13 protein-coding genes are annotated in these 14,454 nt (G+C 44.9%); 6 read left to right on the top strand and 7 right to left on the bottom strand.

Annotated features, from left to right (window positions below; translation table 11 throughout):
* Window positions 1-194: 194 nt before the first annotated feature.
* Entirely contained in the window at window positions 195-1,604 is a 1,410-nt protein-coding gene (glnA, locus tag SJY39_RS20405) for a glutamate--ammonia ligase (RefSeq protein ID WP_010433520.1), read from the bottom strand.
* Window positions 1,605-1,851: 247 nt separating this feature from the next.
* Here glnA and SJY39_RS20400 point away from each other — a divergent pair, with 247 nt between their 5' ends.
* Together SJY39_RS20400 and typA are read left to right on the top strand one after the other, a co-directional pair.
* Window positions 1,852-2,067, top strand: coding sequence for a hypothetical protein (locus tag SJY39_RS20400; RefSeq protein WP_016768260.1), 216 nt, complete (start codon window positions 1,852-1,854; stop codon window positions 2,065-2,067).
* 100 nt (window positions 2,068-2,167) lie between these two features.
* Window positions 2,168-4,000 carry a translational GTPase TypA gene (gene typA, locus SJY39_RS20395; RefSeq protein ID WP_010433522.1) on the top strand — a complete coding sequence of 611 codons (1,833 nt, stop codon included), beginning with the start codon at window positions 2,168-2,170 and terminating at the stop codon, window positions 3,998-4,000.
* 235 nt (window positions 4,001-4,235) lie between these two features.
* Here the strand turns inward: typA and SJY39_RS20390 are convergent, their stop codons facing one another.
* On the bottom strand, window positions 4,236-4,796 hold the full coding sequence (locus SJY39_RS20390) for an AAA family ATPase (RefSeq protein ID WP_016768261.1): 561 nt from the start codon (window positions 4,794-4,796) through the stop codon (window positions 4,236-4,238).
* A gap of 31 nt (window positions 4,797-4,827) precedes the next feature.
* The gene (locus SJY39_RS20385) at window positions 4,828-5,469 is read right to left on the bottom strand and encodes a DUF2959 domain-containing protein (protein ID WP_016793878.1); all 642 of its coding nucleotides are present in this window, start codon (window positions 5,467-5,469) and stop codon (window positions 4,828-4,830) included.
* A gap of 42 nt (window positions 5,470-5,511) precedes the next feature.
* On the opposite strand from SJY39_RS20385, the gene SJY39_RS20380 reads away from it, so the two are divergent.
* The 3 genes from SJY39_RS20380 to SJY39_RS20370 are packed head-to-tail and all read left to right on the top strand — an operon-like array spanning window position 5,512 to window position 7,811.
* Window positions 5,512-6,453, top strand: coding sequence for a virulence factor BrkB family protein (locus SJY39_RS20380; RefSeq protein WP_010433528.1), 942 nt, complete (start codon window positions 5,512-5,514; stop codon window positions 6,451-6,453).
* The gene (dtd, locus tag SJY39_RS20375) at window positions 6,425-6,859 is read left to right on the top strand and encodes a D-aminoacyl-tRNA deacylase (protein WP_102424210.1); all 435 of its coding nucleotides are present in this window, start codon (window positions 6,425-6,427) and stop codon (window positions 6,857-6,859) included. Before SJY39_RS20380 ends, dtd begins: the two co-directional genes overlap by 29 nt.
* 16 nt (window positions 6,860-6,875) lie before the next feature.
* Window positions 6,876-7,811, top strand: a complete 936-nt coding sequence (locus SJY39_RS20370; RefSeq protein ID WP_010433534.1) for a bifunctional GNAT family N-acetyltransferase/hotdog fold thioesterase — start codon at window positions 6,876-6,878, stop codon at window positions 7,809-7,811.
* 28 nt (window positions 7,812-7,839) lie between these two features.
* Here SJY39_RS20370 and SJY39_RS20365 read toward each other — a convergent pair whose 3' ends face one another.
* The 4 genes from SJY39_RS20365 to hslR form a co-directional block, all read right to left on the bottom strand.
* On the bottom strand, window positions 7,840-9,810 hold the full coding sequence (locus SJY39_RS20365; protein WP_261802844.1) for an AsmA family protein: 1,971 nt from the start codon (window positions 9,808-9,810) through the stop codon (window positions 7,840-7,842).
* Window positions 9,811-9,966: 156 nt separating this feature from the next.
* Window positions 9,967-11,592, bottom strand: coding sequence for a phosphoenolpyruvate carboxykinase (ATP) (pckA, locus tag SJY39_RS20360; protein ID WP_010433544.1), 1,626 nt, complete (start codon window positions 11,590-11,592; stop codon window positions 9,967-9,969).
* A 337-nt stretch (window positions 11,593-11,929) separates the two neighbouring features.
* On the bottom strand, window positions 11,930-12,823 hold the full coding sequence (hslO, locus tag SJY39_RS20355) for an Hsp33 family molecular chaperone HslO (RefSeq protein WP_010433546.1): 894 nt from the start codon (window positions 12,821-12,823) through the stop codon (window positions 11,930-11,932).
* A gap of 18 nt (window positions 12,824-12,841) precedes the next feature.
* Window positions 12,842-13,228 carry a ribosome-associated heat shock protein Hsp15 gene (gene hslR, locus SJY39_RS20350; RefSeq protein WP_010433549.1) on the bottom strand — a complete coding sequence of 129 codons (387 nt, stop codon included), beginning with the start codon at window positions 13,226-13,228 and terminating at the stop codon, window positions 12,842-12,844.
* 317 nt (window positions 13,229-13,545) lie between these two features.
* Here hslR and gspC point away from each other — a divergent pair, with 317 nt between their 5' ends.
* A complete protein-coding gene (gspC, locus tag SJY39_RS20345) occupies window positions 13,546-14,442 on the top strand; it encodes a type II secretion system protein GspC (RefSeq protein ID WP_016768265.1) in 897 nt (298 codons plus the stop codon).
* Window positions 14,443-14,454: the final 12 nt, after the last annotated feature.

The raw sequence follows: 14,454 nt of genomic DNA, 5'->3' as shown, positions 1-14,454 counted from the left end.
AGGTGATTTCACGTTTGGCGTTGATTTTATTGTATTTATAGCAGCAGCCTCTGAAGGCTTTTGTCTAAGGTATGGTACGAGGAGGGGGGCGTCGAGAGAATAAAAAAAAGGCCCACCTGCGAGGCGAGCCTAATATTTTTTTAGCACTTCTTACATGTTGCAGTAAGAGTCACTACACGATTATTAATCGAGGATTAAACTGAGTAGTACAGTTCAAACTCAAGTGGGTGTGTAGCCATGTTCACGCGTTGTACGTCGTCAGATTTCAGAGTGATGTAAGAATCGATGAAGTCGTCAGAGAATACGCCGCCAGCTGTTAGGAACTCACGGTCGTCGCTAAGTGCTGCAAGAGCTTCTTGTAGAGATTCCGCAACTGTTGGGATTTCAGCTGCTTCTTCTGCAGGAAGGTCGTATAGATCTTTGTCCATAGCTTCGCCTGGGTGGATCTTGTTCTTGATACCGTCAAGGCCAGCCATCAGCATTGCTGAGTAGCATAGGTATGGGTTAGCTGCTGGATCACCAAAACGTAGCTCGATACGACGTGCTTTAGGGCTTGGTACTACTGGGATACGGATAGAAGCAGAACGGTTACGTGCTGAGTAAGCAAGCATTACCGGTGCTTCGAAACCAGGTACAAGACGCTTGTACGAGTTAGTTGATGGGTTAGCAAATGCGTTGATTGCACGAGCGTGTTTGATTACACCACCGATGTAGTAAAGCGCCATTTCAGATAGGCCGCCGTACTTATCACCAGCAAACAGGTTTACACCGTCTTTTGCTAGAGATTGGTGAACGTGCATACCAGAACCGTTGTCACCAACTAGTGGCTTAGGCATGAATGTTGCCGTTTTACCAAATGCGTGAGCAACGTTGTGTACAACGTACTTGTAGATTTGAGTTTCATCAGCTTTCGCTGTTAGCGTGTTGAAGCGAGTTGCGATTTCGTTTTGACCCGCAGTTGCTACTTCGTGGTGGTGAGCTTCAACAACTAGGCCCATCTCTTCCATTACTAGACACATTGCTGAACGGATGTCTTGAGATGAATCGACAGGAGCTACTGGGAAGTAACCGCCTTTAACGCCAGGACGGTGACCTTTGTTACCGCCTTCGATGTCAGAACCTGTGTTCCAAGCTGCTTCTACGTCATCAATCTTGAAGAAAGAACCAGACATGTCGTTTGAGAACTTAACGTCATCAAATAGGAAGAATTCTGGCTCTGGACCAACTAGAACTGTGTCTGCGATACCTGTAGAACGTAGGTACTCTTCAGAACGTTTAGCGATAGAGCGTGGGTCACGGTCGTAGCCTTGCATTGTTGCAGGCTCAAGAATGTCACAACGGATGTTTAGTGTTGCGTCTTCTGTGAATGGGTCTAGTACAGCAGATGCAGCGTCTGGCATCATTACCATGTCAGATTCGTTAATGCCTTTCCAACCAGCTACTGAAGAGCCGTCAAACATTTTACCTTCTTCAAAGAAGTCAGCATCAACTTGGTGAGAAGGAATAGAGATATGCTGCTCTTTACCTTTTGTATCAGTAAAACGTAAGTCGATAAATTTAACTTCGTTCTCTTGGATCAGGGATAGTACATTTTCTACTGACATCTTGGATAACCTCCAGTGTTATTAATTCGGTATTAGCTCGATTCGGTTGAAACTAGCATTGATTAATGTCTGTATGTGCATTAATCGATGCTGATTTATCTATAGCCAAAAACGTGCCAAAAAAATTATTCCATTAATTTCAATGATTTACTTGTTTAACTGTTTTGTTCTCTTTGGTTTTTGCACCAAAATGATCTCTATCTGCACTTGTTTGGTGCAATCGTTTGTCTGTGCACCAAGATGAGTCATGAACGAATACTATTCAGCAATGAATTGCTTAAGTTGTCAATCCACTTTTACGGTTTTGAGAGAGATTCGGCTTGAAGCTGATTTGGTAATGATTCTTCAGAGTCATATAAAATGGACGGTTGGGTACGATACTGAATCAAAGTTAAGCGGATATGAATCGCTAATAAAGAAAAAAGCCTTGGTTCAGATCACATATTTCTGGGTTTTTGTCTAGAATCTGGTATATTATTGACCGTTTTTTAAATCAAGCTAGCGGTTATTATCCAAACTTTTGAGATAAGTGACGGCTACTTTTATGAGTGAATCGAGAATCCATGTCTACTCCACAGATTGATAAGTTAAGAAATATCGCGATCATCGCGCACGTTGACCACGGTAAAACGACTTTGGTTGATAAACTGCTACAACAGTCAGGCACTCTTGAGTCTCGTGGTGAAGCTGAAGAGCGTGTCATGGATTCGAATGACATCGAAAAAGAGCGTGGCATTACCATTCTTGCTAAGAACACAGCAATCAACTGGAATGATTACCGCATCAACATCGTAGATACTCCGGGACACGCGGACTTCGGTGGTGAAGTTGAGCGTATCATGTCTATGGTTGATTCAGTTCTTCTGATCGTAGATGCAGTTGACGGCCCAATGCCTCAAACTCGTTTCGTAACGCAAAAAGCATTCGCACACGGTCTTAAGCCAATCGTTGTAATTAACAAGATTGACCGCCCAGGCGCTCGTCCTGATTGGGTTATGGATCAAGTATTCGACCTTTTCGACAACCTAGGTGCTACTGATGAGCAACTAGACTTCACCGTTGTTTACGCTTCAGCTCTAAACGGTTGGGCAACAATGACTGAAGGCGAAACTGGCGAGAACATGGAACCATTGTTCCAAGCTGTTGTTGATACAGTTGAAGCGCCTGCAGTTGACCTTGACGGCCCACTACAAATGCAAATTTCGCAACTTGATTACAGCTCTTACGTAGGTGTTATCGGTGTTGCGCGTGTTACTCGTGGTTCTGTTAAGCCAAACCAACAAGTAACTATCGTGAATGCTGAAGGCAAAAAACGTAACGGTAAAGTAGGTACTGTACTTGGTTACCTAGGTCTTGAGCGTCACGAAGTAGATCAAGCTAACGCTGGCGACATCATTGCAATCACAGGTCTTGGTGAGCTGAAAATTTCAGACACTATCTGTGACGTAAACAATGTTGAAGCAATGGAACCACTGTCTGTTGATGAACCAACAGTAACAATGACTTTCCAAGTAAACACTTCTCCGTTCGCGGGTAAAGAAGGTAAGTTTGTAACTTCACGTAACATCCTTGAGCGTCTTGAAAAAGAATTGGTTCATAACGTTGCACTACGTGTTGAAGAAACTGAAAGTCCAGACCGTTTCCGCGTATCAGGCCGTGGTGAGCTTCACCTTTCTATCCTGATCGAAAACATGCGTCGTGAAGGTTTCGAGCTTGCAGTATCTCGTCCAGAAGTAATCATCAAAGAAGAAGATGGTCAGAAAATGGAACCGTTCGAAACGGTGACTATCGATGTAGTTGAAGAGCACCAAGGTGCGATCATGGAAAGCATCGGTCTACGTAAGGGTGAGCTAACAGATATGGCACCAGATGGTAAAGGCCGTGTTCGCATGGACTTCATGATGCCTTCTCGTGGTCTTATCGGTTTCCAAACTGAATTCCTTACAATGACATCGGGTTCTGGTCTTATTTACCACTCGTTCGATCATTACGGTCCTTACAAAGGCGGTATCATTGGTCAGCGTAACAACGGTGTTCTAATCTCGAACGCGACTGGTAAAGCACTGACTTACGCATTGTTCTTCCTTCAAGCTCGTGGTCGTCTATTCACAGAGCACGCTGATGAAGTTTATGAAGGTCAAGTAATCGGTATTCACAACCGTTCAAACGACCTGACAGTAAACTGTCTGAAAGGTAAGCAACTAACGAACGTTCGTGCATCTGGTACTGATGAAGCACAAGTTCTTTCTCCACCGATCAAGCACACTCTAGAGCAAGCTCTTGAGTTTATCGATGAAGATGAACTAGTAGAAGTAACGCCACTAAACGTACGTATCCGTAAGAAGCTTCTTACTGAAAACGAACGTAAGCGTGCAGCACGTCCAGCTAAGGCTTAATTGCCAGCAGACTAGCTTCTAGCTATCAAGCAGTTTTAGAATAAGTAAGAAAGCCCCGAGTAGCCTAGCTGCTCGGGGCTTTTGTTTTGTGTGCGGCTTGGAAAAGTATCGAAAACCATCAGCTGTGTGAGGTTCCTTATCACACTCGTGCCTCGCTGTAGGGAATGACGGTAGTTTGCTTAGATTCAGGTCAACGAGATGCGAGATACAAAGAGCATTCAAGTATTCGTCATCCTCAAGAGGGAGGACCGGCCGAGTTGGGGATTGAGCTTTTGATACCTAGGTGACTTTTAACAAATAGAGCCCGTTCTTCGACTGACATAAATGGAACCTCGACAACCTCATAACCCAGTTCTTGGTAGACTGTTACTAAAGCGTGGTGAATTTCTAAGGCTTCTTCAAACGGATAAGGGCGCACTTCATCTTGCACATAGATAGAAGCCTCTGGGCGGCAGAATAGGGCTTGTGAGTGATAGCCTTGGCTCGCTTCTCGGTAGGTCACATCAATATCGAGATTCGCCTGAGCTAAGTAACCGCAGATATCTGGAATCGCACGGTCGAGAAATGCAATCTGGTGTTGATTCGCTTGCTCTTTTTGCTCACTCATCACGGTTAAGCACAAGTGAGCAAAGCCCGGAAGGTCTAACCAAGGTAATATACCGTTCTCAAGTTGACTCTGCTGTTCTATCAACTGGCGAGAGGACTCAGCGAATATCGGGTAACCCATGTCACCCAAGGCATTAATTAGTGTGGTTTTACCAGCCCCTGGGCCGCCAGTAACAATGATTGGGTTCATACGGATTTATCTTAATTCGCTTCTAATGGCACTACTTCTGATTGAGTTGAGCTAGGAATTTATCCGACTCTGCTATTGCCGTATTCATCTGCTCTATTGCATAGGCGATGTCTTTTTCTAAGCTCATAAACTCTCCCTGCAACGAACCGACAGCGCTCGCATTTAGGTTGTGCTTGAGATAAAGCGTATTGTCGCGAAGGGTGTTGAGTACAGGGTCCATCTTTTTCTCGGCACGTTTCATCGCTGAAAGCATCGTTTGGTAAGACGATTTAGTCTCACGCAGCTTTTGCTCACTTGAACGACGCAGTGAGTCGCTAGTGTAAAGGTCTAGTTCACTTTGCCATTCGGCGAATAGCGCATCTGATACATCTTCAATAGCAGCAATCCGGTCACTGACATTTTGCGCGGCTTTCTCGCTGTCTTGGTATTTATCATTGATTTGGTTGTACATGTCTTCAAGGTCGCCACCGTTGAAGTTAGTCAGGCTGCTGAGCGCCTCTAGCGCGCTACTAAACTCTTCCTGAGCATCCTGCTGCGACTCTTTAGCGTCTTCCACTCTATCGACCATAATGTCGCGCTTGTGGTATCCCACTTGCTCCATAGCCGAGTAATAAGCGGACTGGCATCCAGTTAGGGTAAAAATAGAGAGGACTATAACTATTAAATAAGGCATCCTAGTTTCCTATAGTTAAATAAAGGAATATTAATTAGGACTATGAACGAGTTACCAGGGAGTTACAAGTTGAAGATAAAAAACGCAATCACTGGAAGCATCCAGTTTTCCCGCTATCTCCTCACGCGAATGACACACGATAGAGTCAATGTGAATGCCGGGTACTTGGCGTACATTACTTTGCTCTCAATTGTGCCGATGTTGACGGTTCTGCTCTCTATTTTGTCGTCATTCTCAATTTTTGCTGATGTTGGGCTCGTGATTCAAAACTTCGTTATTACCAACTTTGTTCCTGCGTCTGGGGATGCGGTGCATGGTGCCTTGTTAGAGTTTGTCGCCAATACTGGCAAAATGACAGCGGTAGGTAGTGTGTTCTTATTCGTTGCTGCATTGATGTTGATCTCCAATATCGATAAGAACCTAAACTACATCTGGCGAGTAACGGAAAAGCGACGTGCCGTGTTGTCTTTTTCCATGTACTGGATGGTGCTGACCCTTGGGCCTATTCTAGTGGGCGCTAGTATTGCAGCGACCTCTTACGTGACGTCATTGAATTTGCTGCAAAACGAAGTCGTATCGAGTGCATTTAATACCATTATTCGCAGACTTCCTTTGATTCTCTCTTTCTTTGCGTTTTTTGGCCTATATCTTCTTGTTCCAAACAAAAAGATACACTTTTCTCATGCCGCGGCAGGTTCTTTGGTGGCGGCAATTTTGTTTGAATTGAGTAAGAAAGGCTTTGCAGCTTACATTACTCAGTTTCCTTCTTACCAGTTGATTTACGGCGCGCTAGCGGCGATCCCGATTCTCTTTGTTTGGGTTTATTTGTGTTGGCTGATCGTGCTAGTTGGAGCTGAAGTGACAGCCGCGCTTGGTGAGCACGAACAGTGGAGTGACTCGCAAGAAATGGTACACTCAGCGGATAACGATGAAATTCCAGAACAAGGAAACAACAGTGATAGCCCTGATTCAAAGAGTAAGTGAAGCTGCCGTTCGAGTTGATGGCGAAGTAGTTGGTGAGATTGAACAAGGCTTATTGGTTCTATTAGGCGTAGAAAAAGGTGATGACGAAGCCAAAGCCAAACGTTTGATGGAACGAGTAACAACTTATCGTGTCTTTGAAGATGAAGACGGAAAAATGAACCTCAACGTAAAACAGGTTGAAGGTAAAGTGTTGGTGGTTTCTCAATTCACACTGCCAGCCGATACAAAAAAGGGAACTCGAGCGGGCTTTTCTTGTGGAGCAAACCCTGAAGATGCGGAGCGTCTTTACGATTATTTCTCTAACCAATGTGAATCAGTATTGCCAACGGAACGTGGCCGATTTGCAGCCGACATGAAAGTGTCATTGGTTAATGATGGCCCAGTAACATTCTGGCTGCAGGTTTAAACTTAAAAGGATAAGCATGTTTAAACTGATAACACCGACCACCGAAAATCAACTGAACAAGTATTACCATTTTCGTTGGCAGATGCTGCGTGAACCTTGGCGAATGCCGGTAGGTTCCGAGCGTGATGAATATGATGCCATGAGTCACCATCGCATGATTGTCGATGGTCGTGGCCGTCCGATGGCGATTGGCCGCCTTTACATCACTCCAGACCTCGAAGGTCAGATCCGTTATATGGCGGTAAAGAACTCTCGTCGAAGTAAAGGCATGGGCTCATTGATTTTAGTGGCGTTAGAGTCACTGGCTCGCCAAGAGGGTGCCAAACGTCTAGTGTGTAATGCACGTGAAGATGCGATCTCATTCTATGAGAAAAACGAATTTGAGCGTCGTGGTGAAATTAATGACCAGCGTGGTCCAGTTCGTCATCAGCAGATGGTGAAACACCTTGATCCGATGGCTGATGTACTGCGTAAGCCTGAATGGTGTAATGAGCTACAACAGCGCTGGGAAAATCAAATTCCGATCAGTGACAAGATGGGTATCAAAATTAACCAATACACGGGTTATCAGTTTGAATGTAGTGCTCAGTTGAACCCAAACCTTAATCCTCACAACACCATGTTTGCAGGCTCAGCTTTCACCTTAGCGACATTAACAGGCTGGGGAATGACTTGGTTGTTGATGAAAGAGCGTGGACTTACTGGTGATATCGTTCTGGCTGACAGTAATATTCGTTATCGTCACCCGGTTGAGCAAAACCCAGTCGCTGCTACTTCATTGGATGGAATCAGTGGTGATTTAGATCGTCTCGCTTCAGGTCGAAAGGCTCGTATCATTATCCACGTGACTATTCATAGTGGCGATGTTGAAGCGGTTGAATTCACGGGCACTTATATGCTGATCCCTGACTACAAAAAGCGATTATCAACAGACACTAACGTAAGCGTATAGCTGACACTGACTAACAGATACAAGGCGCCTACTCCTGTGGAGTGGCGCTTTTTTGTTGGCAGTTATTAATCTCCGAATATTTCGCTTGGTCGAGCTTTCCTGAGATTTGATGGCATTGGTCAGTTAAGGTGATGGAAAGTGTGTGTTTGCTAGTTTCTAGCAAATCGAGTTCTCCTGAGACCTCGCCAGTTAACGTTTGAATCCTTTGCGAACCTTGCGCTTCAGCGGATGCACCAATGATGTGCGTTGGTTCAAGGGTGAAACGGCCACGGTCAAAACTGGCATTCAGTTCTGGGACTTCAAATACATTATTACTCGAGGTTTCAGAAAGCTTATCGTTAAAGGTCATCATGCCTTGGCGAACGCTACCAGTAAGTTGGCCTGAGGTTGAGTACCCGAGCATTAGTGAATCGCCGTACAAACCTGCGGCTTGAAGTTCGAATTCTCCATAACCTGTCGCATCGAGTGGCAATTTAAGTTGTTGCAACATTAGTGAGATTGGTAACCCGTCAGCAGAGACATCTAAGCTCCATGGTTTGCTTATTTTGTTAAAATCGAGCGTGGCATTTGCTTCAATATAACCATCCCGTAGTGGGGCAAACAGGCGTGTTAACGTCCATTTCCCCTGCTCGCTATGCATTTCAATCACAGGTTGGGCGCTGAGGATGTTTTGATAGCTCGCATCGTTGGCGCTGGCCATCAACTTGCCCTGCCATAGACCTAATTTTCGGTCTTGAAGTAATTGAACCTGACGCCCCTCTATATGTAGCCCTGAGACTTGCCAGTAAGGTTTCTCGGCGAGTTGAATGAGTTGGCTGCGTTCAACGTTAAGTTGCTTGATAGAGATCTGTTGTAGTTCTTCAAACCAAGGCGTTAGGCGAACTGCAGGTAAATGTTCATCTAGGCTCTCCTTGATCCACTTTATTCCGCGAACATCGAGTTGTGTTAATTCAACGGTGCTCGGAGTTACTTTTCCATTCAGTTGAATACTGCCTTGAAGAAGTTGAGTATAGAAATCTTCAATCAGAATCTGGTTTGGTTGGAGGTTCAACTTAACGCTTGGGTCGATGAACCTGTCATCATCTAAAATGACACCTTCTGCTTGCAGAGAGAGCGTCGCTTGCTGTTGCTCCCACCACCTAAAAGGCAGTTGGATATTTTCGAGTGACGCATCAAAAGCGGTTAAGTGGCCATCTTGCCATTGCACGTCACTGCGTAGAATATCGAGACTGTTGATGTGATTGATCTGAATGCCTGCGACATCCCAATCTTTGTTTAACAGGCTTTGGGTCTGTTGTTCGTTTAATCGTAAGCCATCGACTGTGACATTCACCAATGACCAATCGCGTTGGTATTGTTCTGCCTGTCCAGATATTTTGGCTCCACGCCAATCAAATGAAGCGCCATAAAGGGTGCTATCACTCGGTTTTAGGTCTAAGTCTATCAACAGATTATCGAATGCTTCACCTTGCCAATACAATTGCGAGGCGGAGAGTTGGGTTTTGCCATAGGGCAGCAGTGAACGGTTGTCCCCCCAAATGGGTTCGGAGATCTGGAGGTTGATGCCTCGTGTATTAAAGTCTGGAGTCGAGAAATCTAGATTATTGATGGCCAACTGATGGAGTTTGAGACTTGGTTGAGTCAATACCGATGTGAGTGTTTCCAGATCGTCAGCTTCTAACTGGAGTCCGCTGATTAACACCGAGTCTAAAACCAGCTTGGCTTCAATAAGAGAGTCTGAACTGAACCAGATATCGATCTTATCGATATAAAGAGGCGTTTGCTGTTTAGGTTGGTTGTGGGTGATGCCCATCAAGGTGATGTGATACGGCGCCTGATACTCAATATCTTCAATGAGTACAGGTTGTTCAATCGTATGCTTGATAAAAAAGTTAGCAACATCAGCTCGGTATTGAGTTTGTAAGCTTAATAGCAGCGCCGCGAGAAGTGCAACGATGATGGAAAGCACAATGCCGAGCACCATGAATACCTTTTTCATTCCTTGAAAGCCTTAATTTTCACTAGTCTTAAAACAGAGTGGAACAAAAATGGGTAAGCAGCAACAAAAAAGCCCCTCAAAAGAGGGGCTTGCTACAAAAATATCATTTTGAAACAGGGTCTTTGCATTTCGCTCAACCCCGAGCAGACTTTAGGGTTAGTCTAGTTGTGGACCTGCAGCAACCAGTGACTTACCTTCAGCGTTATCTGTGTACTTGTCAAAGTTGTTGATGAAGCGCTCTGCTAGATCTTTCGCTTTGCTTTCCCACTGCAATGGATCAGTGTACGTATCACGCGGGTCAAGAATCGTAGGATCTACGTCGTGCAACGCTAGCGGTACTTCTAGGTTAAACATAGGGATAACCTTAGTATCCGCTTGGTCGATTGAGCCATCTAAGATAGCGTCAATGATGCCACGAGTATCTTGAATCGAGATACGTTTGCCTGTGCCGTTCCAACCAGTGTTCACTAGGTAAGCTTCTGCTCCCGCCGCTTCCATACGTTTCACAAGCACTTCAGCGTACTGAGTTGGGTGAAGAGTTAGGAATGCAGCACCGAACGCAGCAGAGAACGTAGGAGTTGGCTCAGTAATACCGCGCTCTGTACCCGCTAGTTTCGCTGTGAAGCCAGATAGGAAGTGGTACTTCGTTTGTTCTGGAGTCAGTTTAGATACTGGCGGTAGAACACCAAATGCATCAGCGGTCAGGAAGATAACTTTTTGAGCGTGACCTGCTTTTGATACTGGTTTAACAATGTTGTCGATGTGATGAATCGGGTAAGAAACACGAGTGTTCTCTGTTTTTGAACCGTCATCAAAATCGATAGAACCATCGCCACGAACCGTTACGTTCTCTAGTAGTGCATCACGACGGATTGCGTTGTAGATTTCAGGTTCAGCTTCTTTAGATAGACGAATTGTCTTCGCGTAACAACCCCCTTCAAAGTTGAAGATACCATCGTCATCCCAACCGTGCTCATCATCACCGATTAGCTCACGTTTAGGATCGGTTGATAGGGTTGTTTTACCAGTGCCTGATAGACCGAAGAAAATAGCGACATCGCCTTTCTCGCCAACGTTTGCACTACAGTGCATTGAAGCAATACCTTGTAGAGGTAGTAGGTAGTTCATCATTGCGAACATACCTTTTTTCATCTCACCGCCGTACCAGGTACCGCCAATGATCTGAACACGTTCAGTCAGGTTGAAAGCGACAAAGTTCTCAGAGTTTAGACCTTGTTTCTCCCAGTTAGGGTTGGTTGTTTTAGCACCGTTCATTACCACGAAATCAGGTTCGAACGTTGCTAGTTCTTCGTCGGTTGGACGAATGAACATGTTCTTAACGAAGTGCGCTTGCCACGCTACTTCAGTGATAATACGCACACTTAAACGCGTATCTGGGTTAGCACCACAATAACCGTCGATGACAAACAGACGCTTGCCAGATAGCTGAGTTGTTACAAGCTCTTTCAGCTCGTCCCATACTTCAGTGGTAATCGGTTTGTTGTCATTTTTGCCTTGATCTGACCACCACATGGTATCGCGTGTTGTGTCATCTTTAACAATGTACTTATCTTTTGGTGAGCGGCCAGTAAAGATACCAGTATCAACCGCAACGGAGCCTAGTTCCGTTACTACGCCTTTTTCGTAGCCTTCTAGACCCGGCAGTGTTTCTTCAACGAATAACTGCTCGTAGCTAGGATTACGAAGAACTTCGGTAACGCCAGTCAGTCCGTGCTTAGTTAGATCAATTTGTGCAGCCTTAGTATGTTCCATAACGGTCATAGGTGCTCCTTGTAGGATATTTTGTAGGGATTTTGTAATAATTTTTTATTGTTATCTGCTCACCATGCTAGCAACGAGGCTCGGGGGAAACAGGGATACAGCTCAAAAAATATCCATATTAACCTTGGGGTTTTAAGCGCCTCGTCACATATTGGCCCAACTAGTCTATCCTGTACGCAAACCTTTGCGCTAGGGGCGAGAACATTATTAATTGATTAAAATTAAGCGGTGATTTTATTACGAGATGTTACGGAGTTTGCGCTATTTTGATCACAAAAAAGGCCAGCTGAGTGCTGACCTTTTTGGGGTAAATTACGTGTTTTTGGTACGCCGTAAATTAATGAACCGTATTGCTGCCTTTATCTGCCGCTTCTGCGTAAAGAGCATCTACATCATTTTTGTCGAACGAGTAGTTTGTGCCACAGTAATCGCAGTGTAGTCCCACACTACCTTCCGTGCTTAGAATGTCGTAAATCTCTTCTTGAGCAACAGTAATGATAGCCGCAGCGCTTCGATCACGTGAACAGCCACAGAAGAACTCAACCGGTTGAGGTGTAAATACCTGAACCTTCTCTTGGTTGTATAAACGGTAAAGCAGTTCGTTAGCTTCTAAAGAGAACAACTCTTCGTTTTTAACGGTGTCGGTTAGTTGCTCTAGATGCTCGAAATCATCTGGCGTACCTGTGCCGTCAGGCATAACTTGTAAAAGCATACCTGCAGCGTGAGCTTTGCCTTCATGTTCGCCAGTGCGCAGCCATAGACGAGTCTTAAGCTGTTCTGAGTTAGCAAAGTAACCTTCAAGAACGTCAGCAAGCGTTTCGCCTTCCAGACCAACGATACCTTGGTAACGTTCACCTTTCTTAGGATCGATGGTGATCACTAGGTGGCCTTTACCCATTAGGTCGTGTAGGCCTGCATCATCAGCAATCTCGCCTTCAAAGCGAGCGACACCGCGGATCTTTTGGTCGTGATCGCCATTGATAACAACTAGAGATACTGGGCCATCACCTTGCAATTGCATGGTAATAGAGCCTTCAAACTTTAGGGTCGCTGTTAATAGCGTCGTTGAAACCAATAGCTCACCCAGTAGCTTTTGAACTGGCGCTGGGTATTCCTTGCTAGAAATAATCTGTTGGTACGCTTCATCGATTTGTACCAATTCACCACGTACTGATAGATCTTCAAATAGGTAGCGATTTAAAACATTACTTGTAGACATTGGGTCTGCCATTTGGCTATTCCTTCTAGCTTATTGATTCTTGAACTTGATAATGTCACGACGTTGCTTTTTATCTGGGCGACGTTCAGGTGCTGGGCTATGAGCATTCAGCTTACGTTGTGCTGCAAACTCTTCTCTTTTTGCCACGCTCTCGGTGGTTTCTGCATAGAGGGTTTGGGCGATCGGAGCTCCGCCACGATGAGCCGAGATTTTCTCGATTGTCACCGTTTTTTCTTCATTACCTTGACGCAGTGTAATCACGGCCCCAAGTTCGACAATTTTACTTGGTTTGCTGCGCTGACCATTATAGTGGACTTTGCCACCATCGACCATGTTGCGAGCAATAGACCGGGTTTTGTAAAAACGAGCTGCCCACAACCATTTATCGAGTCTGACAGCTTCATTAGCAGTTTTCATATAGGGCTGTGCCTTATTAAGTGAGAAATGAATGCGGTTTAACTGTAATGAACAGTGCGCAACATGTTTTTTTGATGATGCTTATCACATTAAGTAGAAGCTTAAAGTGGAGGCGGTTGGCATTTTTTTCAAGTCATATTACAAAATAGCCATGTAATGCCGTTTTATCGATTTGCTATGATATAGTTCGAGATCTTATGCTTAAATAAGCTCGGTATCGAACGAATGAATAAAAAGGCTGAAAGTTTAATGATTTGCAGCGTTTGTCGTCATGAAAAGGGGCAAGGGAAGTGAACTTTTTAGAGCTCAAAAGTCGCATGGGAAATTCACCTGTGTTGAGCCGCTTATTAGAGAATGGATTTGTATTTCAGCAAAAACTAAGCCTAGTGACGTGTTGTTTGTTGATTGCAGCTTCAGCATGGATTTTAGGACAGCTTGCGTGGTTTATTGAACCTGCCGAGCAAACCGTTGTGCCTTGGAAAGCAACAGCTTCATCGTCTTCCTCTCCTCAATCGACCCTCGATATTTCTTCCCTACAGCAGAGCAACATGTTTGGTGCCTATAACCCAACCACAGCTCCTGTTGTTAAACAGCAAGTTATCCAAGATGCACCTAAGACACGATTAAACCTAGTTTTGGTGGGCGCTGTCGCCAGCTCTAATCCAAAATTGAGCTTAGCGGTGATCGCGAATCGTGGCACGCAAGCAACTTACGGCATTAACGAAGAGATTGAAGGTACGCGAGCTAAGTTAAAAGCGGTATTAGTGGATCGCGTGATCATCGATAACTCAGGGCGAGATGAAACATTGATGCTTGAAGGGATTGAGTACAAGCGTTTAGCGGTATCAGCACCTGCGCCACCTCGTACCACTTCTTCTGTTCGTGGCAATAACCCCGCTTCCGAAGAAGAGAAGCTAGACGAAATTAAAGCGAAGATAATGCAAGATCCACAACAAATCTTCCAATATGTTCGACTGTCTCAGGTGAAGCGTGACGATAAAGTTATTGGTTATCGTGTGAGCCCTGGCAAAGATTCAGAACTTTTTAACTCTGTTGGGCTCCAAAACGGAGATATTGCTACTCAGTTAAATGGGCAAGACCTGACAGACCCCGCAGCGATGGGCAACATATTCCGTTCCATTTCCGATCTGACAGAGCTAAACCTCGTGGTCGAGAGAGATGGACAACAACATGAAGTGTTTATTGAATTTTAAAACTTTGCGTCT

The sequence above is a fragment of the Vibrio sp. R78045 genome (genome assembly GCF_042466085.1).
Taxonomy (GTDB): domain Bacteria; phylum Pseudomonadota; class Gammaproteobacteria; order Enterobacterales; family Vibrionaceae; genus Vibrio; species Vibrio cyclitrophicus.
The sequence above is the reverse complement of the archived record's forward strand: the minus strand, read 5'-3'. Positions and strand labels throughout refer to the sequence as shown.